The sequence below is a fragment of the Acinetobacter soli genome (assembly GCF_000760595.1).
Classification (GTDB): Bacteria; Pseudomonadota; Gammaproteobacteria; order Pseudomonadales; family Moraxellaceae; genus Acinetobacter; species Acinetobacter soli.
Map to the genome: position 1 here is coordinate 66,181 of NZ_BBNM01000004.1, position 26,290 is coordinate 92,470.

Genomic DNA, 26,290 nt, shown 5'->3' on the forward strand with positions numbered 1-26,290 from the left:
GTTTTAAATTAGTGCTGGTGTTCGTGATGATGTGAATGATCGATTTGATCATGATGATGATCTTTACGGATACAGCATCCTTCGACAAATTGACTGCTGCCATCGGTATAAAACTCTTCTTTCCAGATTGGCACTTCATGTTTTACACGCTCTACCGCCTCTTCGCAGGCCGCAAATGCTTCACGGCGATGCGGCGCATAGGCCACGGCAATAATTGCCATTCCACCGATATCTAGCTGCCCAATACGATGAATAACCCGCACATATGCAGCACCGTGCTTATTCATGATGTCTTGTTCAATCTGACGAATCATTTTTTCTGCAACAGGCGTATAGGAGGTATATTTCAGCCCACTCACAGCGCGACCATTGTGATGGTTACGTACCGTTCCCTGAAAAATACCAATACCACCGCAAGCAGGAAAATCGGATATAGGATCAAAACTATCCAGTGTTAAGTCAACTGATTGCACGCGTTGGAATTCTTTCATATCAGCCTCCTGCTACAGGTGAAAGTAAGACCAAGGTACAATTTTGGCTTAAGTAGGTTTGACGCGAAATAATATCTTCACCAATTGCACATGCACAGCGCTCAATGGCCTGTGTCGCATCTGGATATTGATGAGTAATATCATTTAAAACGTCAGAAACAAGCACCGTATCTGAATAATTCAAAACGATCTGGGAGGGTATTTTTCTTTGTATGGCACCATAACCTTCAATCGTGACGTTTAAGGCCGACATTGTTATCCTCCAATCATATGCATGGTAATTTTTCGTGTGTGTGTGTTTAAGCTATGAAAGCCTTTGGCTTTATTCCAGATATAGCTCGAGGTTTTATCATAGAGTTCTGTCAGTGTCCGATCTTGATCATACCCTTGAACCAATTCGTTTAGTAATGGCTTGAGATCAATGCCCTTAGGCGCAAATAGGCAGTTATACAGCTCACCTTGAGCTGTTAAACGAATTCGATCGCATTGTCCGCAAAAAGAGTGGGTAATGGTTGAGATGACACCCACGTCATAATTTTGATCTAAACGAAAAAGCCGTGCTGGCTCACTGTGTTGCTCTAGCGCTTCAATTGAATACGTTTTAGAAAGTACCTCTAAAATCTCTTGCTCTGACACTACAGCGGCGTTCGACCAGTGCTGATCACCATCAAGTGGCATAAACTCGATAAATCTGAGCGGAATATGTTGCGATTTGGCCCACTGAACTAATGGTAAAATTTGATCGTCATTTTTACCCTTCATGAGCACGGTATTAATCTTAAATTTCAAACCTACGGCTTGCGCTGCCTTGATACCTTCTAAAACAGGCAAAATTGGCTTTTTGGTCAGCGTCATAAATTGCTCTGGATCGAGACTATCTAGACTAATATTGAGATCATCTAAACCTGCATGTTTAAGATCTAATGCATATTTCTTTAAGTAATGGGCATTGGTGGTGATCGAAATACGCTTTAAACCTTTTGCCCGTAGCGATTGCAAATCACGTATAAAGTGCACCACGCCTTGGCGCATCAGTGGTTCACCGCCAGTAATCCGAATATTTTCAATTCCATTTTGCACCATAAAGCGACAAAACTCAAAAAGTGCCTCAAAACTTAGCAAGTCATGCTTTTTGATCCACTCTGGATGTTCTGGCATACAATACAGGCATTTGAAGTTACAACGATCTGTAACGGAAATACGTAGTTTCCGTTTATGACGCCCATATTGATCTTTAAAAGGTGGCGTCATCAGATCTTGTGTTTCATGCTTCATTGTATGCACTCATAATTAAAACTTCGAGATAACCCTTAAACAGCGCTATTGCACGTTGATAATTCTATAATGACTCATGATGTTGATTTTAAAAAGCAAAAATATTTCAAAAAATGATCAAAATATGCTTCCTTGCACCATTACTCATCAGTGACAATCCAATTTACTAACAAAAATCAGACCTGTCTTGCATTTTTTTGTTCGCTTCAAGATAAATGCAATAATGATTATCTAAACTCACATATATTCATTTAAGCGAATTTACGGCGGGATTTGATTAAAACTCGCTCTGCTTGAGCGTATTCAGCTGCTGGTATTGTTGTAACTCGTCTAATGAATTGATGCTATGAAAAAATAAGCGATGTTTTCTAAAATAAGCCACCTGCGCATGTAAGTCTGCTAAGGCTCTTTTGATGCTCAATTGATTTTTGTCTAAGTGATTCTTAATGACCGCCGCACTTGATCGCTTCATCAGGCAAAATGGATATAGCGCTGTGCCATTAATGGCCACATAACTCATCATCGCACGTGGATCTTGATTCAAAGCATGATGCAATAACGACACAACCTTGCTGGGAATGTAGGTAATATCACACGGTACAAAAAGCACATAATCCGATGCCACATGATTCCAAGCACTGTATATGCCCATCATTGGTCCTAAAAAACCATGCTGATGATCTTCATAACTACGTGTTTGTGGCAAAATCTGACGATACAAACTGGCATCTCGATGGCTATTCACCCAGATCTGATGAATATCGTGCTTTAAGCGCTCATAAATTTTCAGCAACTGAATCTGATCATCAAAGTTTTGTAATAACTTATTGACCCCGTTCATACGACGGGCCTGTCCACCAGCCAAGATGACCAAATCGGTTTGTGGATATTTGCTCACGCTCACGCATCGATCTCCTGTTGACAAGCTTTAATTAAACCTCGTATTTCGGGTAAACATGATCCACAGTTTCCGCCTGCTTTAAGGCATGCTGTCACTTGTTTTTCATGCACTAAGTTTTGCGCCTTGATGGTATCCACTATTTTATTTTTTCCTACTTTAAAGCAACTACAGACCAATGGGCCATCATTGTTGCGCACATTAATCGGCATACCTGCTAGTAAAGCTTTACGATGCAATGCACTGAGGCGTTCACGCTTAAACAACGTTGCAACCCAGTCACGGTCGGGTAACATCTCTAACGGCGCAATGTATAAGCTTGCAATCAATATACCGTCTTTTAACACCACACTGTGCGAGAGTTGTGTACTCGGATCACTTAAATTTAACCATTCGTAGGATGCATCATCAAAAGGTAAAAATGCTTTTAAGTTGTTTTGTATATCTTCTATTCGGGAACGATCCGCAATCTCGTATCGAATCACTTTGGTCATTTTGACCTTTGTCCACCATGCCAACTGTTGAAGCTGCGATACCATAAGATGCTCCATACCTTCACGTACAAACAAGCATCCTTGCCAATACGTATAAAATGGCTGCAACATTACAGGCGTATGTTTAAACTCAGGTTCTCCTGAAATTGCATCGACTACAGGATTGACCACCTTACCAATACGTGCATCGGAAGCATGTTGCTCGCTCCAATGTATAGGAACAAAAATCTGACCACGGCGAATACTGTCTGAAACACTCAAGCGCAATACACAACTGCCCCACTGTGATTTCACTTCAATCAGACTGCCATGCTGTACACCGTACTTGAGTGCATCTTGAGGGTGTATTTCACAATAGGGTTCTGCACGATGTGACGTTAAATGCGCAGAAAGTGCTGTACGGGTCATGGTGTGCCATTGGTCACGAATACGCCCTGTATTTAAAATCAGCGGAAACGCTTTAGATGGCGCATGCACAGCATCTATAGCAGGTGTGGCAATAAACTTCGCCTTTTGATTGCTATGGCTATACACCCCAGATTGGAATAACTGCTGCTGATTGATTGCCTTGTCATTCTCATTAGGATTATGCAAGACTGGCCATTGGATCGGTTTAAGCTCGTTATAGGCTTTTGTAGATAAACCGACTAACCCAGAAAGATTAAAGTAACGAAAGACACTATTTTCACTTTGAATATTCGTTACTAAGTTGGCTGTGGCTGATAACTGGGCATGCTCATCAAAAATTTCGGCAGCCGATTGAAATTCAAACCCATCAAACTGCATTTTTTTTGCGACCTGACACACGGCCCACCAATCAGCTTTGGCCTGTACAGGTGCATCTAGAAAGGCGCGCTGTCTGGAAATACGGCGTTCAGAATTGGTCACTGTTCCGTCTTTTTCTCCCCAACCGAGTGCCGGCAACAAAAAATCGGCATAAGCAGTGGTATCGGTGTGTTCACTGATATCCGATACCACAACCAGTTCACAGGCTTCTAAAGCACGTTTGACTTGATCAGCATTGGGTAAACTCACTACCGGATTAGTGGCCATAATCCAGATGGCTTTAATTTTGCCTTGCTCAATTGCCTGAAATAAATCGACCGCTTTTAATCCCGGCTGAGTCGCAATAGATGGACTATTCCAAAATCGCTGAGTGATTTGCCGATGTAAAGGCTGTTCAATTTCCATATGTGCGGCCAGCATATTGGCCAAACCGCCGACTTCACGCCCGCCCATGGCATTTGGCTGCCCTGTCATCGAAAACGGCGCAGCACCTGGCCGACCAATTTTTCCAGTGAGTAAATGACAGTTGATAATTGAATTGGCTTTATTCACCCCTTGTGAGGATTGATTAACGCCCATAGAAAACAGCGTCATCACTTTATCCAAGCGAGCAAACAATGCATAAAACTGTTCGAGCTTGTCGAGTAAGATCCCGGTCTTTTCTGCCACGTCGTTTAAATTGGCCTGAGCCAGACTAGCATCTAACGCATATTGCAGTTGATCGGTATGCGCATTTACAAAAGTATGATCGGTGTGACCGTGTTGATGCAAATACTGTAATAGGCCATTAAATAACGTGACATCCTGACCCGGTAATATCGGCAAATGTAAGTCTGCTTGCTCGCATGTTGCAGTATAACGTGGGTCAATCACCACAACTGTAAGGTCACGCTCTGCTTTGGCTTTCATAATCCGTTGATACAAAACCGGATGACACCATGCGGTATTCGAACCCACCAGTACCACCAGATCGGTCTGCTCAAAATCGGTATAACTGGCAGGCACCAGATCTTCACCGAAACTGCGTTTGTGCGCCGCTACTGCCGACGACATACATAAACGTGAGTTGGTATCGATATTGGCTGTGCCCAAGTAGCCTTTTACAAACTTATTCACCACATAGTAGTCTTCAGTTAAGAGTTGCCCCGACACATAGAACGCCACACTGTCTTTACCGTGTTCATCGATACAGGCTTGAAAGCGTTTTGCAATTTCATCAGTCACATGCTCCCATGTAGTGGCATGACGGGCTGCACCACGCCCCGACATAGGTTGTAACACACGTGTTTCCAAACCCAGTGTATCGGCCAAACGACTCCCTTTGATACATAAGCGACCAAAATTAGAAGGATGTGTTTCATCTCCAGTCACCGAGATTTTTTTACCCGATTTGGTTTCTTCAACCGTTGCGGTCACGCCACATCCTACACCACAATATGGACATGTAGTTTGGGTATGACGGATTAAGTTGGATGTATCACTCTGGAGTTGCACAAGGGGAATCGTATTCATGGCGGCTCCTTCAGATTAACCTGCTTTTCTTAGTGCAAAATCGCGACCAAACAGCAATTTGTTTCGAATTGAGCCAATTGGAGTCTGATCTGCAATCAGTTCTGCATACCATGAACCATCTTCAGTATCACCAAACAAAACGGCGCCGATGATCTGGTCGTGTTGAATGATGATACGCTTGTAAATCTGACGCTTTTCGTCATTTAAAATGATGTCTTCATAATCATCTTGTGGCTGAAAATTACCGGCAGAAAATACATCCACGCCACTGACTTTTAACTGGGTGGGCACAGTCGGCGCTTTAAAGGTTAAGCTGCCATGTTCTGCCAAATGACTGGCACAGATAAAGGCTTGTCCCCACAGTGGCTCGACTAAACCAAAGGTTTGACCACGGTGCTCAATACATTCGCCAACGGCATAAATACTCGGATCGAAGGTTTGCATGGTGTCATTGACCAAAACTCCACGATTACATCGCAGTCCGGCTCGTTGGGCCAGCTCAATATTTGGGCGGATACCTACCGCAAACACCACGAGGTCAGCATTGAGTAAAGTGCCGTCGCTCAAGCGTAGCTGCTGAACATGACCATGTTCATCGCCAATTAAAGCCTCGGTATTGGCTTGGGTAAGGATACGGATTCCCTTGTGCTCGATACTGCCTTTAAGTAGCTCGCTGGCTCGCTGATCAAGCTGGCGATCCATGATTCGATCCATCAAATGCAGCACAGTCACCTGCATTCCACGTTGCTTTAACCCATACGCAGCTTCAAGGCCCAGTAAGCCACCTCCGATCACAACGGCGTGAGTTTTGATTGATGCGTAATCCACCATGGTGTTGACATCATAGATATCCCGAAAGCTGATGACGCCTTTGAGTTGATTCCCCTGTATCGGTGGAATAAACGGTTTCGATCCTGTTGCAAGAATCAAGCGGTCGTAGTCGACGATCTGGCCTTGTTGTGTTGTCACTTGTTTACGGGTTCGATCAATTTTCACAGCCGGATCGCCCGCAATAAACCGCATTTGACGCTCTTGATACCACGCATGCGAATGCAACATGATGTCTTCTACCGTTTTTTCACCCGATAAAACAGGCGAAAGCATGATGCGGTTGTAATTGCCCCATGGCTCTTCACCAATCACGGTAATTTCATAGCGCTCGGCATTCATATCCAGTAAATCTTCTAGGCAGCGCATACCTGCCAAGCCATTTCCGACCAATACCAGCTTCAGTTTTTCTTGCGCAGTTCCGTTGTTGGTAATGTACGACTTTTGCGCTATGGGCGAAACATAAACCCGTCCTTGTTCGACTTTGGTTGGAAATACCAATAGTCGTTGGTCTTTATCTTCCAGACAGCGACCTGTGGCCAAGCTAAAATGCTGCTTATAGATTGGAGATGCGACAACACGCTCACCTTGTAAGTCGCCAATAATCCCGCGAGACATCACATTTGCGCCACTAAACGGATCGGTATTACTAAGCGCATACACTCGTTGCTCGTGTCCCACACGAAACAGTGCAATCTGCTGCTCGTGAAGAAGCGCACCCACCCCCGTATTGGGCGTAATATCATTTAGTGCGCAAATCTCGATCCATTCTGCATCATTCACTCGATTTAAGGCTTTTAAACTGGTCATATGTTTGTCTCCTTATGCTTCAACCATGGGAATACGATCTTCATGACGCTCGCTGTCTTTAAGCGGACGGATTTGACCTCGTTCTTGGGTAAACTGAATGTGTGGATCGTGTTGCTCTTTTTGGTTGATGAACGTCTGGAAACGTTTGCGTACTTCAGGATCTTCCACAGCTGTACGCCATTCGTCCTGATAAGTATTGATCACATGCGACATACGGCGCTCTAGCTCGTCCGCTACACCCAGTGAATCTTGAACAATAACCGCTTTGAGATAATCTAGACCACCTTCCATGTTGTCGCGCCATACACTGGTCCGCTGTAAACGATCTGCGGTTTGAATGTAAAACATGAAGAAACGGTCGATATAACGAATCAATGTATCGGTGTCTAAGTCCGAAGCCAGTAGTTCTGCGTGACGTGGTTTCATTCCGCCATTACCGCACACATAAAGATTCCAGCCTTTTTCTGTGGCAATGACGCCGACATCTTTCCCTTGGGCCTCTGCACACTCACGAGTACACCCAGAAACTGCCATTTTTAATTTATGTGGAGAGCGCAGGCCCTTGTAACGATTTTCAAGAAAGATCGCCAAACCAACCGAATCATCCACACCATAGCGACACCATGTGCTGCCTACACACGATTTGACCGTGCGCAGCGATTTACCGTAAGCATGACCCGACTCAAAACCCGCCGCAATCAACTCTTCCCAAATCAATGGCAACTGATGTACCTGTGCTCCAAACATGTCCACACGCTGACCACCGGTGATCTTGGTATAAAGATTATATTTTTTGGCGATTTGCCCGACTGCAATTAACCCATCTGGAGTAACTTCACCGCCCGCCATGCGCGGTACAATCGAATACGAGCCATCTTTTTGAATATTACCCAAATAATAATCGTTGCTGTCTTGCAAACCTGCATGAGTCGGTTTTAAGACAAAGTCGTTCCAGCATGAGGCTAAAATATTGGCAACCGTCGGTTTACAGATATCACAGCCTAATCCATGACCGTGCTGATGGATCAGATCATCGAAAGTTTTGATTTCATTGACACGAACCAAGTGATACAGCTCTTGGCGCGAGTAAGCAAAATGCTCACAAATGTGATTATTCACCGTAACGCCCTGACGCTGTAACTCTGATTTAAGTACTTGTGTCACTAAAGGGGCACAACCACCGCAAGCTGTAGCTGCTTTTGTACATTTCTTTAATGCACCTAATGATGTCGCGCCGTCTTCAATGGCCTGACAGATATCGGCTTTAGACACATTATTGCATGAGCAAATGGTTGCGCTGTCTGGAAGTAAGTCGACACCACTGCCGCCTGCCTTAGCTGCACCGGATTGAGCATATCCCGGGATAATCAAGCTTTCGGGTTGATCTGGTAAATCCAGACCGTTAAGCATCATTTGTAATAAATCATTGTACTCTTTGGCATCGCCCACCAATACGGCGCCAAGCAGTTTGGTTTTTTGAGCATTGACCACAATTTTCTTATAAATGAGTGCGTCTTCATCGGCATAAAAATAGCTCAATGCATCGGGTGTCATGGCATGTGCATCACCAATCGAAGCGACATCCACACCCATGAGTTTGAGCTTAGTACTCATATCAGCGCCAGCAAAGCCATGAGTACTTTCATCCAGTACATGCTTGGCAGCTATACGCGCCATATCATACCCCGGCGCAACAAGACCATAAATTTTGTTGTCCCAAAGCGCACATTCACCAATGGCATAAATATTTGGATCTGAAGTTTGGCAGTATTGATTAATCTTGATACCGCCCCGTTCACCAACAGCAAGCCCAGACGCTTTGGCTAATTCATCACGTGGACGAATACCGGCTGAAAACAAAACAATATCGGTTTCAAGTGAGCTACCGTCTGCAAACTTCATCACATGATGACTGGTTTCACCCTCTTCAATTGACTGCGTAGCTTTTTGCGTATGAACTTTTACCCCCAAGTTTTCAATTTTACGGCGTAGTACCTTGCCACCTAAGTCGTCGATTTGTACCGCCATCAACCGCGGCGCAAACTCAACCACATGTGTTTCAAGATTTAAATCGCGTAATGCCTTGGCGGCTTCAAGCCCCAATAAACCGCCACCAATCACCACACCAGATTTAGCCTTCAAGCTTGCAGCACGAAGCGCATCTAGATCTTCAATGGTGCGATACACAAAACAGTTTGAACGGTCATTTCCAGCAATTGGTGGTACAAATGCATAAGATCCAGTTGCCAAAATGAGTTTGTCATAAGCAATGACATCACCGGCAGATGTGGTCACTGTTTTTTCAACAGGGTCAATTGCGGTTGCGCGAGTATTTAAGCGTAAATCAATACCGTAGGCATCGGCAAAATCCATGCGCGCAAGGGAAAGGTCTTTGGCGCTTTTACCGCTAAAGTATTCGCTCAAATGCACTCGGTCATATGCAATTCGCGGCTCTTCGGCCAAAATGGTGACTTCCATTTCATCATCTGCTTTTTCCATCAAGCTTTCGATAAATTTGTGCCCGACCATACCGTGGCCAATCATGACAAGTTTCATGGGTATTCTCCGAATAGATATAAGATAGGTCAGTTCTGGTTATGCAAGGTTGTTTCGTTCAAGAACGGCTTGCTCAAAAAGAAGCTGTTCTTTCACCTTATGCTCGACCGAAAAACGAATCAGCATCACAAAACCTGCTGCCACCACCACCAGACCACCCAACACCATCAAACAGGTTTGAATATCCACCATGCCTTTTAACAAGAAACCCGCTGCAACCGCACCGACGTTACCGCCAGCACCAATGATGCCTGCAACACCACCCAGCGCGTCACGATCGATAAACGGAACCAATGCATAGGTTGCACCACATGCCATGTGAGTAAACAATGCAAATACGGTCATACTTAAAATCGCCAGCATCGGGGTATTCATTTGAGAGAATAAAACCAGAAATAGACCTTCACACAAAATCATGACAAAAAGTACTTTCGTACGACCGTCGAGGCCTTTTTTCATGGCTACTTTATCGGACACAATGCCACCGAGTGCGCGGGCAAATAAAGCCAGCAAACCAAAGATACCCGCTGCAAATCCAGCTTCCTTAAGGCCAAAGTTAAAGTTATTGACGTAGTACATGGCTACGATGTTATGAATAAAGATTTCAATACCAAAACACGCCGCATAGGCACCAAATAAAATCCAGACGCGATAGTTACGTGCAGCATGCATCAAAATCGCCATACCGCCTTTTTTATCGCTCCCGACTGCAACTCCTTGTGCGCGAAGTTCTTTAAAATTACCTTGTGGGCAGTCTTGGGTCAGTTTCCAGTACAGCAGGCCTACAATCACCATCATCATACCCGGAACCAGTAAGGCCACACGCCAGCCCATGCTTTGCTCTACGCCAAACATCACCAGTGCAGCAAGCAAAAGCGGCATTAACGCTTGTGTAGCACCACCACCCGCATTTCCCCAGCCCGCAGTGGTGGCATTGGCCGTGCCCACTACATTTGGAGCAAACATGATACTGGTGTGATATTGGGTAATGACAAAGCTTGCCCCGATGGCACCAATGAGTAATCTAAAGAATAAGAAGGATTCATAACTGTTTGCAGCAGCGACACCAAAAACAGGAATACTGCCAATCAGCAATAAAGCAGTATAGGTTTTACGTGGGCCGTATTTGTCACACAGCGGCCCGACAATAAGGCGAACCAAAATGGTAATCGCAACGGCGGCAATATTGATATTGGCAATCTGATCTTTAGTGAGGTGAAATTCACCTGCGATCACCGGCATAAGTGGTGCACATGCAAACCAAGCAAAAAAACAGACAAAAAAAGCGAGCCAACTCATATGGAAGGCTCGCATCGCTGGAACTTTAAAACTAAATAGATTTATTTTCGTCGCTTTTTTTGCTGTTAAATCTAAATTTGAAGACATGGCCTTCTCCTGAACTGAACGTAATATGGGCTAAACAGCTTGCGCTGTATTGGCAATCGATCAGAACGGACGTCGTTGGCCGTCTTACAAATTTTTTAAAACAGAGTCGTCTTTGACTCAGTAATATCTATGCAAAGCATGTGCCAGTTTTTCGTTTTATGCTTTTTTTATTTAAAAATCGTTTCTTTAAGCTCGCTTTTTGATGGCTCACCTTTTTAAACAAGAACAACAGTCGATTTTTGCTTCTTATTTAACGAATAATAGTCGGCACATGCGTCATGACGAGACGCCAATGCACCACAACAGATCACTTCATAAGATCGAAGTACAAATAACCACCAAATTTTACTCTTTTTAAGGTGGCACTTATCTTGCTATGCAATTTTTCAATTATTTTCGCTTACACTGTTTCGCAAATGCGAAAAATTATGCCCTACGACCTATGCCAAAATTAAAAATTGCATTGATTGATGACGATCTTGAACGCGCTGAATTTGTTCAACAAAACTTGCGTGCGCATGATTTTGATGTGGTGGCATGTCTACCGCTAGACCACTTGAATACATTTAAGCTTGAAAATCTTCAGGCCGATGTCATTTTACTGGATATGGATCATCCACATCGTGACATTATTGAAAGCTGCGTCAGTCACTTTGATTTGCCTACAGTACTCTTTACCAAAAACAGCAACAAAGAAACCATTAAACAGGCCATCGATGCCGGTGTAACTGCCTATATTGTGGATGGTATTGACCCTGCACGCTTGGAAATCATTCTTGAAATTTCGATTGAACAGTTTAAAAAGCATAAGCAGCTCGAAAGCGATTTAAAAGAAACCAAGCTCAAGCTAGCAGACCGAAAAGATATCGAAAAAGCCAAAGTGCTTCTGATGCAGCTTCACAGCCTGACCGAAGACACCGCATTTCAGTTACTACGCAAAAATGCCATGAGTCACCGTATCACGATCGGTGAAATGGCACGGCGGCTGATCGATGCCCAGCAATTACTCAATAGCCAGTTAAAAGAGGACTAACATGAGCCACTTGGAAAAAACACAACTGCATATTGGCTATATTCCTTTACTGGATTGTATTGCACTACTTTGGGCGAAACAGCGCGGTTTTTTTGATGACTTCGGACTTGATGTTACTTTGGTTAAGGAAGCCTCATGGGCAAGTTTGCGGGATCGTCTGGCTTTTGGCATTTTAGATGCCGCACATTGTTTATCTGCCATGCTCCCTGCTGCGGCAGTAGGCGAAGACCAAATCGGTATTCAGCTCAAAACACCTTTAGTTTTAAGTATTAATCGTGCCTATATCAGCTTAAGCCAGAAGCTCAGTCATGATTTACACATTCAACCCGCAGATACGCCGCTTCAATCGGCATACAAACTGGTACAGCATCTTCATGCAGGACATCCGGTTCATCTGGCGCATGTGTTTAATCATTCGATTCATCACTATTGCTTAAGAGAATGGATTGCACTTGCAGATCCAAGTGTGGCACAAGATATTGTGTTAAAAACCCTACCGCCACCGTATATGGTCGAGGCAATTTCTTCTCATGCCATAGACGGTTTTTGTGTAGGTGAACCATGGAATACCCAAGGTGAAGTCGAAGGTGTGAGCCAAATTGTAGCGCACAGCCGCGATATTGTTCCCGAAATTGCAGATAAAGTATTGGCAGTCACGCATGAATGGGCATCACATCATCCAAATACCTTATGTGCACTTACTGCTGCTATTCTCAAGGCTCAGCGTGAGCTTGAAATACTGGAGGACTTCAAACCGGTCTGGCAAATGCTCATCGACTTTAATGTAATTCGCTTTCAATGTAACGAAGAGATTCATGTACAGAAATACCATGCTCTAGAAAAAATTATTCGACATTTGGTTCTAGACCATACAGCGCCAAAACAAAGCGATATGCAATGGTTATTTGAACAAATGCAAACTTGGCAAGGTTTGAATCTAGAGCAGACAGCACTAAAGCGCTTGAGCAAGCAATGTATCGATTTAAAAAGTCACATGGCAGCAAGACAATTACTTGAAGACTAACGTACATTTTATTCGACACAAACAAATTAATTAACAGTAGTTCAAAGGGTTAGTTTGTTGAATGTGTGTGCAGTCGTTACAAATTTTAGCAACGATATGTTAAAAATGGATTTAGTATGAAAACTTAGCAAAAGCATCAGGACGAGGATATGGACAGCAGAGAAAAATTGGCAGATGAAAATAATCCAAACTATGCCCGTATTGAACCATACGATCAGCCTGCTGGTGGTTGGGGCGCATTACTCAGTGTTGCACGTAATCTGAAGCGGCAGGAAACTTTTAAAAAAGGTTCGATTTCTCTGCTCAATATTAACCAGCCGACCGGATTCGACTGTCCGGGCTGTGCATGGCCAGAAAAAAAAGATACGCAAACTTTTAACTTTTGTGAAAACGGCGCCAAAGCTGTGGCATTTGAAGCCACCAGTAAGCGCGTAACGCCTGAGTTTTTTGCAACGCATACTGTAAGCTGGCTATCTGAACAAAGTGATTTCTATTTGGAAGACGTTGGGCGTATTACCGACCCGATGCGATACGATGCCGCAACAGACAAATATGTGCCAATCTCTTGGGATGATGCGTTTCAACTGATCGCCAAACATTTGCAAGCACTCGACAACCCTAACGAGGCTGCCTTCTATACTTCTGGGCGCGCCAGTAACGAAGCCGCCTTTTTATACCAACTTTTTGTACGTAGCTTCGGTACCAACAATTTTCCAGATTGCTCCAATATGTGTCATGAGCCGACCAGTGTGGGCTTAAAAGATGCCATTGGTTTGGGTAAAGGCACTGTAACGCTAGACGACTTTGATCTGGCCGATACGATCTTTAGTTTTGGACATAATCCGGGGACCAATCACCCGCGAATGCTCGCAACTTTACGAGAAGTGTCTAAACGTGGAGGCACCATTGTTGCACTCAATCCGCTTAAAGAACGCGGACTAGAACGTTTTCAGGACCCTCAAGCCCCACTTGAAATGATGACCAACGGCAGCACGCCGATCAGTCGCTATTATTTCCAGCCGAGTATTGGGGGGGATTACGCGATTATGTTTGGTCTGTTAAAACATACTCATGAATGGAATAAACAAGCCGTCGCACAAGGAAAGCCAAGTTTATTCGATCAAGCATTTATTGAGGAGCAAACGATTGGTTTTTCAGACATGCTTGCCGAGCTAGATCGTACCGAATGGGCAGAGATTCATCGTTATACCGGCTTGAGCCCAGACCACCTTGAATCGCTCGCCAAGCTCTATATTCAATCTGAGCGCCCAATCTTTTGCTGGGGAATGGGCATTACCCAACATCGACATGGTACAGCCAACGTTCATTTACTTGCCAACTTGGTGTTATGCCGTGGCCTATTAGGTAAGCCGGGAGCAGGACTCGCACCCATTCGCGGGCATAGTAATGTACAGGGTGACCGTACGGTAGGCATTAATGAGCGTCCGGCACCTAAACTACTCGATAGCTTAGATCGCGTGTTTGGAATAAAAAGCCCACGTGAAAACGGATTGGGCGTTGTCGAAACCATCAAAGCGATGGCCGATGGCCGCGTAAAAGTCTTTATTGCCCTCGGTGGCAATTTTGCAGTTGCGACACCCGACAGTCATTTTACTCAAGATGCACTACGCAAGTGTAAACTCACCGTACATATTACCACCAAGATGAATCGAAGCCATTTGGTGTGCGGTGAAGATGCCTTGATGCTGCCTTGTTTGGGACGTACTGAAATTGACATGCAAAAACACGGACCTCAAGCGATCAGTGTTGAAGATTCGATGAGTAATGTGCATTTATCTTCGGGGCCAAATCAGCCTATTTCATCTGATCTATTGTCTGAACCAGATATCGTGGCACGCATTGCAGAAGCGACACTCAAAGAAACGCCTGTTCAATGGCGCTGGTACATTGAAAACTACGATCGTATCCGCGATGCAATTTCAGAAGTGTTTGATGAATTTCATGATTTCAATAAACGCGTTTATCAGCCGGGTGGTTTTCATCTCGAACATCCAGCAAATAGCTACACATGGAATACTGCCAGCGGTAAGGCACAGTTTATCATTTCACCACTCAGTGAAATTTATGCCGATAAAGAACACCAGTACGCCGATGCCTATCCGGATGCAAAAGTGTATACCCTGATGACTACCCGTTCTCACGATCAGTACAACACGACATTGTACGGTCTTGATGATCGTTATCGAGGTGTTTTTGGTCAGCGCCGTGTTTTGTTTATGAATGAACAGGATATTCAAGCATCTGGTTTCAAAGCAGATCAGTGGGTCGATATCGAAAGTGTGTTTTCCGATGGTCAAAAACGTATTGTGAAAAGCTTCCGTATTGTGCCATATAACGTACCTGTCGGTAGTTTGGCTGCGTATTATCCTGAAACTAACCCTTTAGTTGCCTTAAGTAGCCACGATAAACACGCCCGGATTCCTGCATCGAAAAGCATTCCAGTGATTTTACATGCGGGTCAACCACCTGAAAACTTTAATCTGGCGGCAGAAGTCGATCCCGAACATGCCAATGGATGAATCTAATCAAATCGACGCCTTGAGAGAATCCATTTTTTCTCAAGGCCATCAATCGGTTTCGGTGACACGCTATCGTCATCATGAAATTAGTACGGGTTTAGACGAAGTGGTTGAAGAATATCCCGTTGCTTTAATTTATAACGGTATATCACATGCCGTGATGATGGTGACTCCCGTCAATCTGGATCTGTTTGCAATTGGCTTTAGTCTGAGCGAAGGCATTATTCAGCATGTACGTCAGATTTATGATCTAGACATTGAGAAAAGTCCGCTGGGTTATCAAATACACATCACCATTGCTTCTGAAGCTTTTGCACAATTAAAAGCACATAGACGTTCTTTGATTGGTCAAACCGGTTGTGGACTTTGCGGTATTGAAAGTCTGCAACAAGTGGATGCGTCTTTAGCAAAAATTACCATATCTGCTCCTACAGAGTGGCTGTCATTGATTCCCGCAGCCATGATCTCGCTACAAAAACGACAGCCCATTAGTGCCGTGACTGGTGGTGCACACGCAGCAGCATGGGTGTGTGAAGGTGATGTACTTATGGTGTTTGAAGATGCTGGCCGGCATAATGCACTAGATAAACTGATTGGCTATTTGGTCAAGCATAAGATTCCATTAAACCAAGGCTTTGTCGTCATGACCAGCCGTGCAAGTTATGAACTGGTTAAGAAATGCATCCAGCTTGATATCTCATTACTGGCCACTATTTCTGCACCAAGTACACTGGCTATAGAAACAGCTAAGCGTTCAGGTCTAACTTTGGCAAGCTTTTGTCGTAATGAGCGCTTTTCAGTTTATACCTAAACTTGATGCGGCTATTCGCCCTCATGTTTTAGGTCATATGCCACTATTGCGGTGTAATGATAAAAATCTTCATGGGATGCAACATAAGCATGGCTAATCGATTTAATTTCGACACGCCTGTTTTTACTGTATTCGTATTCAATCCAGTGATTGATATCGGTTTCAAGTTTACTAAACACTTTGGTTTCAAAAATTTTAACCTGTTGCATCACTGTTCACTCCTTAAACGGTTTTAATGCGTTACATGCCATTCATTTTTAGTTTCTTGTTATATGTTTATTCTTGCTGATGTTTTTAATCCATAAGAGCCTCTTTACACTATCTTAACATGCCGATTAATGCAGTGATACTTTCACTTCATCAGATCACAAAGGAAGCAATACAATTAACATAAAACATAAAAAACGTGATTTACTTTACATTTAACATTTAATGCGTATAATTCATCAAACTTATTGATCCCTAATTAATGAGTAAACAGAAAGCCCGACTTGAGCGAGTTCGGGCTTTCTTTTTTCATATCGTATTTAATGCAGATTCTTAAAATCACATTGCGCCGGATCAATCCAGGCCAGTAGAGGCCCAAGCTGTGTAATGCGATCATTTCGTTGCTGTGCGGCCCAGTACAAACTAGAAATTGAACCATCTAAATACAACGCATTATCGATTTGTAGTTCATCTTTAAAAAGCCGAGCTAGCGCATAAAAATTGACGCGATTACGCGTGATCACAAAATAAAGTTGATTGTCTTTCACACCCACTGCATTTCGAATCTTCAAAGAATCTGAATCTGCTAAGAATTTAGAATGAATGTCTCCATTGATGACAAGCATAGGCCCCGACTGAGTCGCATATTTTGTATGAAATGCACGCTTCGTAAACTCGGATGTTGTTTTAATAATTGCTTCGCGATCATTCCAAGCCAACACACCATTGGGTTGAAGAAAAAAATTGCCATATCCATCTTGGGTATTTAAAGCAGTTCTTTGTTGATTTGCCTCAATATAAAGCCCTACAGGTTCACGATCGCGATGATACATACCAGCATTCATTGCAAAAACTAAATGTTGGCAAGCTGGCAAACTGTTTTGTAATGCAGAAAATGAGCCGTATTTTTTGAGCGTATCTGGATCATTTAATGCCAATGATAGCTTAGATAGATCGCTCACCTGTATGACGATGGCATCAACACCGAGCTGACTATGTATTTCTCGATAGGTAGGTACAAGCTTTGCAAAAGCGGGAACACTCAGACACATGAATACAAAAGAAAAAATATAAATCATTTGTTTCTTTTTAAATCGCATCTAAATTAGCTCCCGATTACAACTGCTATGTAGTGACTCAAATGATTTGAATATAGCGTCAAAGTATTGCAGCTTTTACAATAGTGACACATTTTTTTGGTTATAATTGGGCACACCTAAGTCTATGTACAGATTTTTGTTGGTTTAGGAGCACATGCAGCGCACAAACAAACGCTATCCAATTGGTTCGCATCTTGTGGTTTATCATTTTGGATACAGTCACCATGGTATTTATGCCGGACGTGGACGCGTGATCCATTATTCAGGCTTTGCTCACCTATTTAAAAAAAAGCCGATCGAGATCACCACTTTAAGTCATTTTTCTCATGGTAAAAAAATTCATATCCGTCACTACGAACACGCCCGATATAAAGGCCGTATTGTCGTGAGGCGGATGCGCTCACGCATGCATGAAAATCACTATCACCTCATACTCAATAATTGCGAGCATTTATGCTCTTGGGCCATTACCGGTATTGAAGACAGTCCGCAAGTTGTAAAAATGATGAATCGACTCACCACGATTGGCTATATCAGCTCAATTATGAGTTATATGAACAGTTTTTTCTTGACCATTGCGACCACCTGCTTTGCAATCGTGCTGTATATTAAAAAGAAATTGCGTGAACGTGCAAAAATGAAAGCGCCCTATCATTTGCTTTTAAAAGATGAGCAAAAAAATAAGCTACCCTAAAGTAGCTTATTTTTAATCTAAAACTGTCGCACTTTACCCTGCGGAGCCTTGCGAAAAAATAAGGCTGTATCACTTTACCCTGCGGAGCCTTGCGAAAAAATAAGGCTATCGCCTTATTTTTTCTCAGGTTTAAAGCTGTCTTTTAAGTCTAAAATGCGGTTAAAGACTGGTCTTTCAGGCGTATGATCATAACGATCTGCAACAAAGTAACCCTCACGTTCAAACTGGAAACGTTGCTCCGGTGCAGCCTCTGCCAGTGCGGGCTCAATATAAGCTTGCATTACTTTTAGTGATTCTGGATTCAGGTTTTCCAAGAAATCATCACCCGTTTCAGGATCTGCTTCGGTAAACAGACGGTCATAAATACGCACTTCGGCAGGAAGTCCTTTGGTTGCAGATACCCAGTGAATCACACCTTTTACCTTACGCCCTTCAGGGTTTTTACCTAAAGTATCTGGATCAATCGAGCATTTCAACTCAATCACTTCGCCGCTTGCGTCTTTGATGACTTCATCGCATTTAATGACATAAGCATGGCGTAAACGCACTTCGCCCTCTGGTACCAAACGTTTAAAGCCTTTTGGTGGTACTTCTTCAAAATCTTTACGGTCAATGTAAAGCTCAGAAGTTAATGGAATCACGCGGTCACCCATATCCACATTTGGATGGCGGGCATGCACAAGATCCAATGCTTCAGGCAAATTGGTTAAGGTCACCTTTAATGGATTGAGCACTGCCATACCGCGGCCAGCAGTATTTTCAAGTGACTGACGAATACAAAACTCGAGCATGGCCACATCAACAATACCGTCTGTTTTAGACACACCCACACGTTTACAGAAATCACGTAAGCCTTCTGGTGTAAACCCGCGACGACGCATTCCCACAACCGTTGGCATACGTGGATCATCCCAGCCATTTACAAAGCCACCTTCAACCAGACGGCGAAGCTTACGCTTAGATGTAATAGTGTAATCCACATTTAAACGCGAAGATTCATACTGACGTGGAACTGCGTTTGAGTGAACTTTTTCAATGATCCAGTCATAAAATGGGCGGTGATCTTGAAACTCAAGCGTACATAGTGAATGCGTTACACCCTCAATGGCATCTGACAACGGATGCGCATAGTCATACATTGGATAAATTTTCCATGTATTGCCTGTTTGGTGATGCTCTGAATGCAAAATTCGGTACAAGATCGGATCACGCATATGTACATTTGGGCTAGTCATATCAATCTTGGCGCGTAACACTGCATGACCTTCTGGATATGTTCCATCACGCATTTTTTCAAAACGTTCGAGATTTTCTGCAACGCTTGCATCACGATAAGGTGAGTTTTTACCAGGTTCAACAAAGTTACCGCGGTTTAGCTTGATTTCTTCAGGGGTTTGCAAGTCGACATAAGCATCGCCTTGCTCAATCAGTTGCACGGCCCACGTGTAAAGCTGATCAAAATAGCTCGATGCATAGCGTGGCTCACCTTGCCAGTCGAAACCTAACCATTTTACGTCGTTGGCAATCCCATCTACGTATTCTTGTTCTTCAGCATCTGGGTTGGTATCGTCAAATCTAAGGTTACAATAGCCTCCAAACTCTTCTGCTACACCAAAGTTCAAGCAGATGGCTTTGACGTGTCCGATATGCAAGTAGCCATTTGGCTCAGGCGGAAAACGAGTCACCACCGTTTCGGTACGACCAGCATTTAAATCCTCTGTAATTACTTGTCTTACAAAGTCTAAGCCTGCCTGTTGTTCTTGCTGCGCAGAATCGACAGGTGCATGCGTAGATGTCGGAGAGTTAGGCACAGTTGAAACAACATCATTTGGCTTCATATAGATATTTCACTTCTTACACGTTAAATTTTGAATGAATGTAAAGCAATCTTTGTTTTTTAACAAAGATTTTTACGTTTTTACTTGCCATGTAGTTTACAGTTTGCTTATGCTTCTCTCAACCAAAAAACCCATGGCTTTCGTGTCCATGATTAGGAGATTATGTAATGAGTTTTCCTCAAGTCGAATTAAACACCAATAAAGGTCGTATTGTTCTTGAGCTTAACCCTGAAAAAGCGCCTAAAACAGTTGCTAACTTCTTGGAATATGTTCGTGATGGTTTCTATGACGGCGTGATTTTTCACCGCGTCATTGATGGTTTTATGATCCAAGGCGGCGGCATGGACGAAAACTTTAAAGAAAAAGCCACTCGCGATTCTATCGAAAACGAAGCAGATAATGGTTTGAGCAATGACGAAGGCACGATTGCTATGGCACGTACCCAAGCGCCTCACTCTGCATCTGCACAATTCTTTATCAACGTTAAAAACAACTCATTCCTCAACCATACAGGTAAAACTGCGCAAGGTTGGGGTTATGCGGTGTTTGGTAAAGTTGTTGAAGGTTTAGACGTTGTAAACACAATCAAAGGTGTTCGTACTGGTAATCGTGGTTACCACGCCGACGTTCCTCTTGAAAATGTTGTGATTGAATCTGCTAAAATTATCGCTGAATAATTTTAGACGGATCTATTCGTGACCTATCTGTTTATCTCAGATTTGCATCTGTCACCTGAACACCCTCGACTCGTTCGAGGGTTTTTAGATTTATTGATACACTATCAAGACCGCAACACCCAGCTTTATATTATGGGCGACTGGTTTAATGCCTGGATTGGCGATGACTACAGCGCACCTTGGCTAGATGAAATTGTCGCTGCACTGATTGTATTTCACCAAGCTGGAAATCAGGTTTATTTTCAGGCTGGAAATCGAGACTTTGCAGTGGGTGCTGAATTTTTAAAACAATTTGCTGGTACTTTACTCCCCGATGTCTATGAATTAAACATTGCAGGGGTTCATTATCGAATTGAGCACGGCGATGCACTCTGTACCGATGATATTGCCTATCAACGCTTTAAAAAGATTATCCGTAATCCTTTACTGATCGCGATTTTAAAACGTACACCTTTAAGCTTTAGACAAAGACTCGCAAATGGATTTCGGCAAAAAAGCCACGATCAAAAACAACAAAAAAGCTATGACATTATGGATGTCAACGATGCCGCCGTTCATCAGGCACTCCAATATCCCGATATTCTCATTCATGGACATACACACCGTCCTCAAATCCATCATACCTATGACAAAACTCGCATCGTGCTGGGTGACTGGCGTGAAAAAGAAGGATGCGCCATGATTTTAGAAGTCCATGAAAACGGACAATATGAGTTTATTGAGTGGACAATACACTAAATTTTATTTTAGTGGTTTAAACGAAAAACTGCTTAGGCTATGCTAAAAACCTTGATTCGCTTCATATTTATTGAGTGTAACTAAAAGGTTTTAATGATGGATGTATTAAACGCCACACAAATGCGCTACACCACAAAAGCGTACGACGCTTCAAAAAAAATTCCAGACCACCAATTTCAACGCTTACTCGAAATTCTTCGTTTAACACCGTCATCGGTTAATATTCAGCCTTGGCATTTTTTAATTGCAGACAACATAGAAGCCAAAACACGAATCGCCAAAGGACTGACAGGTCGTTATGCCTATAATGCACCTAAGGTACTAGATGCTTCACATAGCATTATTTTTTGTACGCGTACCGATGTCACACAGGAACATCTAGAGCAGCTACTCAAACAAGATGATTTGAACGGACGTTTTAAAGACGAAAAAGCCAAGGAAGCTCAAGGTCAAACTCGCGCAGGCTATGTCGAATATTATCGAAACGAGCAGCAAAATCTTTATGGCTGGATGGAAAATCAAACCTTTATTGCGCTGGGTCAGCTTTTACTAGCGGCAGGTTTAGAAGGCGTCGATGCCACGCCGATGGGTGGATTCGACGAAGAAATCATCAGTCAGGAATTTGCACTTGCTGAAAAAGGATTGCGCCCATCTGTCATTGTGTCACTAGGCTATCGTAGTGAAAGCGATTTCAATGCCCAATTACCTAAATCTCGCCTCGATGACGCAGTTATTTTTACCACACTTTAATGATACCTAGTGCTCATCGGGCAAAACACTCTGTCCGATGTAGCAATTTACATGGCTTTCGCTAAGCACAGAATTCCAAGAACTCCCAAGATCAGACCAAGCACAGCTTTCCAATCGGTACGCTCTTTAAATATGATCATTCCACTTAACACACCAAATACCACAACGAGCAGATTCATGCCTGCAAATACAATCGCAGGACTGTCTTTGAGCAGCACATGTGCCTGAACATACAACGCAATATTGGCAAAATTGAAACCTCCAAGTAGCAAACCACCCAAAACATTTTTAATTTGCATGTTTTGTTTTGCAAATACATAGGCATAAACAAAGGAAAATACGAATGCCAAGATGAATACCAGATTCAACGTCATTGGTAATTTCAGGCCTAAACTGCTGGTATATTTAAGTAAAATATCAATTAGTGCATATCCGGCCCAAACACCAACCAACCCGCTCCATGCTTTTCGATGGTTGACTGAAACATGCTCGGTTTTGCTCATCACAATCAAGGCAACCGCGATGAGTCCTAATCCCATACCAAGTACTTTAAAGGTACTCATGGCCTCATGAAAAATAAAAAAAGCGGCCAGCAACGACAACACCACTGAAAGACGCTGTGCAAGTTCAGTTTTTACGATACCGGCGTGCTGTAACGACTTGGCAAGTAATAAAAATACGCTCGGCAATGCCATTGCTAACACGATAATTAACCACCACGGCGTGTGTTGAATAGAAAGATGCGCAATATCTGGCTGAAACCATAAAAAGCACAGCAGGCTGGCACTTACATAATTCCAGACAATCAGTTGAAGCGGTTCAAAGCCTTTCGATTTGAGCAATTTGAGTAAAACAGACACCAGCACGCTACAACATGCTGCCAACACAATTAATCCCATGGTATTACCTCATAAAAAAAGAAAAGCCCAACAAGTGGGCTTTTCAAAACGTCGAGCTAATTATTTATAACGACTTACCATCGCTTCTAAAGAAATAGGACGAATCTTGTCTGCATTGCCTGCTGTACCAAATGATTGATAGCGCTCGATACATACTTGTTTCATTGCATCAACAGTTTTTGCAAAATATTTACGCGGGTCAAATTCGGCAGGATTTTCCGCCATGAAACGACGAATTGCACCAGTTGAAGCCAAACGTAAATCGGTATCGATGTTGATTTTACGTACACCGTGCTTGATTGCTTCAACAAGTTGCTCTACTGGCACACCATAAGTTTCGCCAATTTGTCCACCGTTATCGTTGATAATTTTCAACCAGTCTTGTGGTACAGAACTTGAACCGTGCATCACAAGATGTGTATTTGGCAACGCAGCATGAATTTCTTTAATGCGGTCAATCGCCAAGATATCGCCTGTAGGTGGACGGGTAAACTTGTAAGCACCATGTGAAGTACCTACTGCAATTGCAAGAGCATCGACATTGGTATCTGCAACAAACTGAGTTGCTTCTTCAACAGAAGTCAAAAGCTGTGAATGGTCTAATACACCTTCTGCACCGACACCATCTTCTTCACCAGCAAGACCAGTTTCAAGACTGCCCAAGCATCCGATTTCGCCTTCTACAGATACGCCACACGCATGCGCGAGTTCAACAACACGACGTGTTACATCGACGTTGTAATCATAAGACGTTGGCGTTTTACCATCTGCACCAAGTGATCCATCCATCATGACCGAGCTAAAGCCCAACTGAATCGAACGCTGACATACATCAGGGCTGGTTCCATGGTCTTGATGCATTACCACCGGAATATGTGGCCATTCTTCGATTGCTGCCAAAATCAAGTGACGTAAAAATGGAGCGCCTGCATATTTGCGTGCACCTGCCGAAGCTTGAACAATTACAGGTGAGTTGGTTTCATCCGCTGCCAACATGATCGCGCGCATTTGCTCAAGATTGTTTACATTAAACGCTGGTACGCCGTAGTTATGTTCTGCAGCGTGATCCAAGAGCTGGCGCAATGAGATAAGTGCCATAATATCCTCCCAGGTAGTGGCACCTATTCTACAGTGTCATGTATTTCAATTCAGCAACAAATCACACAATTTCAAAAAAAAATCCCTGTATTTGCAGGGACTTTTATAAAATCAAAGCGTATTACTTGGCTTTTTCTTGATTCTGCTCAGTTGCTCCAGCATTTTCAGCAGCAGGTGTCGCTGCATCTGCCGGCGCATTCGAAACAGACTCTGGAATATCTGTATTTTTTTCATCCATAACGGGCTTATCCAAAGCATCAATTGCAGCTTGCTGCTCTGGTGTCACTTTTTCATCTGCTGGTGCTGACTGTCCTTGCTGTGCTGCCGGTGCATCGTTCTTTTTAGAACATGCAGTCAATGTTAATGGTGCAATAATTAACGCAGCGAGTAGAATGTTTAACTTCATCAGATTGTCTCATCACGGGTGATTCGTTGGACAGATTTTATTGCAGATATATGACAGTTCGATGAATCTCATATGAAAAAAAACCAGCCTTCAGGCCGGTTTTTTTAAGCAAGTGAGCGATTAAGCGCGTTCGAGCAATACAGCTACTGCTGGTAGAGTTTTACCTTCAACGAACTCAAGGAAGGCACCGCCACCTGTTGAAATATAGCTAATCTTGTCTGCAACGTTGTATTTGTCAATTGCTGCTAATGTATCACCACCACCTGCAATCGAGAAACCTGCAGATTCAGCAATGGCTGTAGATAAAGCCTTGGTGCCTTCGCCGAATTGATCGACTTCAAATACACCCACAGGGCCATTCCATAAAATGGTTTTAGACGCTTCTAAAATTTTAGCAAATGCTTTTGCTGTGTCTGGGCCAACATCTAAAATCATGTCGTTGTCAGCAACATCACTTACTGGCTTGATCGTCGCTTGTGCTGAGGCAAGTGAGCCTAGGAAATCGTCAAAATGAATTTGTGAAGCGTCTGCTACGACCACATCAGTTGGTAATGGCACACTCACCTTAGCGGCAATACTTTTTGCCGTTTCAATCAGATCAGCTTCATAAAGTGACTTGCCTACATTGTAGCCCGCTGCAGCGAGGAAAGTATTGGCAATACCACCACCTACAATTAACTGATCGCAGATAGTAGAGAGTGAATTGAGCACATCAAGCTTCGTCGACACTTTCGAACCCGCTACAATTGCGACCATTGGTTTTTCAGGAGTTTCCATAGCACGGCCCAAAGCGTCAAGTTCAGCTGCCAACAATGGCCCTGCCGCTGCAACCGGTGCAAAACGTGCAACGCCCTCTGTCGACGCTTCTGCACGGTGCGCTGTACCGAAGGCATCCATTACAAATACATCGCAAAGTGCTGCATATTTTTGAGCAAGTTCAGGATTATTTTTCTTTTCACCATGATTAAAGCGCACATTTTCAAGCAAAACCACTTGACCTGACGCGACCTCAACACCTTCGAGGTAATCTGTCAAAAGTTTAACGTCTTGCCCAAGCGCCTTAGAAAGATACTCAGCGACTGGAGCCAACGATTGCTCGGCTTTAGGTTCACCTTCAACAGGACGCCCCAAATGAGAACACACCATGACTGCAGCACCTTGAGCCAATGCAGCTTGAATGGTAGGCAATGCAGCACGTAAACGGGCATCACTGGTAATTTGACCATTTTTTACGGGTACATTTAAATCTTCACGAATTAATACTCGTTTTGTATTTAAGTCGAGGTCCGTCATACGCTTAAAGTTCATTGAGTGCTCTCTTTTACTCTTATGAAAATTATAAATGGCGACATTTTAAATGATTATGATAAAAAAAGTGAGTTTTTTTATAGAAAAGCTGTCGAACGTCTTCATTTTCATTATGATAGATGGAGTTGTAC

The 26,290-nt window shown here is 43.3% G+C and carries 23 protein-coding genes; 8 read left to right on the top strand and 15 right to left on the bottom strand.

Going from position 1 to position 26,290, the window contains the following annotated elements; all coding sequences use genetic code 11:
• Positions 1-8: 8 nt before the first annotated feature.
• The 8 genes from Aso01_RS06265 to Aso01_RS06300 all read right to left on the bottom strand — a co-directional run bounded on the left by Aso01_RS06265 (position 9) and on the right by Aso01_RS06300 (position 11,036).
• Positions 9-491: a molybdenum cofactor biosynthesis protein MoaE gene (locus Aso01_RS06265; RefSeq protein ID WP_004937386.1), complete on the bottom strand. Its 483-nt coding sequence runs from the start codon at positions 489-491 to the stop codon at positions 9-11.
• A gap of 1 nt (position 492) precedes the next feature.
• On the bottom strand, positions 493-744 hold the full coding sequence (locus Aso01_RS06270; protein ID WP_004937383.1) for a MoaD/ThiS family protein: 252 nt from the start codon (positions 742-744) through the stop codon (positions 493-495).
• A gap of 2 nt (positions 745-746) precedes the next feature.
• Positions 747-1,766 carry a GTP 3',8-cyclase MoaA gene (moaA, locus tag Aso01_RS06275; protein ID WP_004937381.1) on the bottom strand — a complete coding sequence of 340 codons (1,020 nt, stop codon included), beginning with the start codon at positions 1,764-1,766 and terminating at the stop codon, positions 747-749.
• Positions 1,767-2,043: 277 nt separating this feature from the next.
• Positions 2,044-2,670, bottom strand: a complete 627-nt coding sequence (mobA, locus tag Aso01_RS06280; RefSeq protein WP_004937379.1) for a molybdenum cofactor guanylyltransferase — start codon at positions 2,668-2,670, stop codon at positions 2,044-2,046.
• Positions 2,667-5,456, bottom strand: a complete 2,790-nt coding sequence (locus tag Aso01_RS06285) for a nitrate reductase (RefSeq protein WP_004937377.1) — start codon at positions 5,454-5,456, stop codon at positions 2,667-2,669. Before Aso01_RS06285 ends, mobA begins: the two co-directional genes overlap by 4 nt.
• Positions 5,457-5,471: 15 nt before the next feature.
• Positions 5,472-7,094, bottom strand: a complete 1,623-nt coding sequence (gene nirD, locus Aso01_RS06290) for a nitrite reductase small subunit NirD (RefSeq protein ID WP_004937376.1) — start codon at positions 7,092-7,094, stop codon at positions 5,472-5,474.
• Positions 7,095-7,106: 12 nt separating this feature from the next.
• Entirely contained in the window at positions 7,107-9,650 is a 2,544-nt protein-coding gene (gene nirB, locus Aso01_RS06295) for a nitrite reductase large subunit NirB (protein WP_004937374.1), read from the bottom strand.
• A 39-nt stretch (positions 9,651-9,689) separates the two neighbouring features.
• A complete protein-coding gene (locus Aso01_RS06300; protein WP_004937372.1) occupies positions 9,690-11,036 on the bottom strand; it encodes an MFS transporter in 1,347 nt (448 codons plus the stop codon).
• Between the two features lie 442 nt (positions 11,037-11,478).
• Between Aso01_RS06300 and Aso01_RS06305 the strand changes: the two genes are divergently transcribed.
• From Aso01_RS06305 to fdhD, 4 genes are all read left to right on the top strand, one after another.
• Positions 11,479-12,069 (top strand): ANTAR domain-containing response regulator, encoded by a 591-nt coding sequence (locus Aso01_RS06305; RefSeq protein ID WP_039910053.1) that lies wholly within the window; start codon positions 11,479-11,481, stop codon positions 12,067-12,069.
• A 1-nt stretch (position 12,070) separates the two neighbouring features.
• Positions 12,071-13,093 carry an ABC transporter substrate-binding protein gene (locus Aso01_RS06310; RefSeq protein ID WP_004937367.1) on the top strand — a complete coding sequence of 341 codons (1,023 nt, stop codon included), beginning with the start codon at positions 12,071-12,073 and terminating at the stop codon, positions 13,091-13,093.
• 149 nt (positions 13,094-13,242) lie between these two features.
• Positions 13,243-15,633 (top strand): FdhF/YdeP family oxidoreductase, encoded by a 2,391-nt coding sequence (locus tag Aso01_RS06315; RefSeq protein WP_004937365.1) that lies wholly within the window; start codon positions 13,243-13,245, stop codon positions 15,631-15,633.
• Positions 15,620-16,444 (top strand): formate dehydrogenase accessory sulfurtransferase FdhD, encoded by an 825-nt coding sequence (gene fdhD, locus Aso01_RS06320; protein ID WP_004937363.1) that lies wholly within the window; start codon positions 15,620-15,622, stop codon positions 16,442-16,444. Before Aso01_RS06315 ends, fdhD begins: the two co-directional genes overlap by 14 nt.
• A gap of 11 nt (positions 16,445-16,455) precedes the next feature.
• Here the strand turns inward: fdhD and Aso01_RS06325 are convergent, their stop codons facing one another.
• Both Aso01_RS06325 and Aso01_RS06330 read right to left on the bottom strand, forming a co-directional pair.
• Positions 16,456-16,653, bottom strand: coding sequence for a DUF2536 family protein (locus Aso01_RS06325; RefSeq protein WP_004937361.1), 198 nt, complete (start codon positions 16,651-16,653; stop codon positions 16,456-16,458).
• 318 nt (positions 16,654-16,971) lie between these two features.
• Positions 16,972-17,751, bottom strand: coding sequence for a phosphodiester glycosidase family protein (locus Aso01_RS06330; RefSeq protein WP_004937360.1), 780 nt, complete (start codon positions 17,749-17,751; stop codon positions 16,972-16,974).
• 154 nt (positions 17,752-17,905) lie between these two features.
• Here Aso01_RS06330 and Aso01_RS06335 point away from each other — a divergent pair, with 154 nt between their 5' ends.
• A complete protein-coding gene (locus tag Aso01_RS06335; protein ID WP_004937358.1) occupies positions 17,906-18,445 on the top strand; it encodes a lecithin retinol acyltransferase family protein in 540 nt (179 codons plus the stop codon).
• Between the two features lie 113 nt (positions 18,446-18,558).
• Here Aso01_RS06335 and Aso01_RS06340 read toward each other — a convergent pair whose 3' ends face one another.
• Positions 18,559-20,283 (bottom strand): glutamine--tRNA ligase/YqeY domain fusion protein, encoded by a 1,725-nt coding sequence (locus Aso01_RS06340; RefSeq protein WP_004937356.1) that lies wholly within the window; start codon positions 20,281-20,283, stop codon positions 18,559-18,561.
• 167 nt (positions 20,284-20,450) lie between these two features.
• Between Aso01_RS06340 and Aso01_RS06345 the strand changes: the two genes are divergently transcribed.
• The 3 genes from Aso01_RS06345 (at position 20,451) to nfsB (ending at position 22,448) form a co-directional block, all read left to right on the top strand.
• Complete coding sequence (locus Aso01_RS06345) at positions 20,451-20,960, top strand: peptidylprolyl isomerase (RefSeq protein WP_004937354.1); 510 nt, start codon at positions 20,451-20,453, stop codon at positions 20,958-20,960.
• A gap of 18 nt (positions 20,961-20,978) precedes the next feature.
• A complete protein-coding gene (locus tag Aso01_RS06350) occupies positions 20,979-21,698 on the top strand; it encodes a UDP-2,3-diacylglucosamine diphosphatase (RefSeq protein WP_004937353.1) in 720 nt (239 codons plus the stop codon).
• Between the two features lie 96 nt (positions 21,699-21,794).
• Complete coding sequence (gene nfsB, locus Aso01_RS06355; RefSeq protein WP_039909919.1) at positions 21,795-22,448, top strand: oxygen-insensitive NAD(P)H nitroreductase; 654 nt, start codon at positions 21,795-21,797, stop codon at positions 22,446-22,448.
• A gap of 47 nt (positions 22,449-22,495) precedes the next feature.
• On the opposite strand, the gene Aso01_RS06360 is transcribed toward nfsB, so the two are convergent.
• From Aso01_RS06360 to Aso01_RS06375, 4 genes are all read right to left on the bottom strand, one after another.
• Positions 22,496-23,347, bottom strand: coding sequence for an EamA family transporter (locus tag Aso01_RS06360; RefSeq protein ID WP_004937350.1), 852 nt, complete (start codon positions 23,345-23,347; stop codon positions 22,496-22,498).
• Between the two features lie 60 nt (positions 23,348-23,407).
• Entirely contained in the window at positions 23,408-24,445 is a 1,038-nt protein-coding gene (gene fba / locus Aso01_RS06365; protein WP_004937347.1) for a class II fructose-bisphosphate aldolase, read from the bottom strand.
• Positions 24,446-24,566: 121 nt separating this feature from the next.
• Positions 24,567-24,851, bottom strand: coding sequence for a hypothetical protein (locus Aso01_RS06370; RefSeq protein ID WP_004937345.1), 285 nt, complete (start codon positions 24,849-24,851; stop codon positions 24,567-24,569).
• Between the two features lie 120 nt (positions 24,852-24,971).
• Positions 24,972-26,159, bottom strand: coding sequence for a phosphoglycerate kinase (locus tag Aso01_RS06375; protein WP_004937344.1), 1,188 nt, complete (start codon positions 26,157-26,159; stop codon positions 24,972-24,974).
• Positions 26,160-26,290 lie beyond the last annotated feature (131 nt).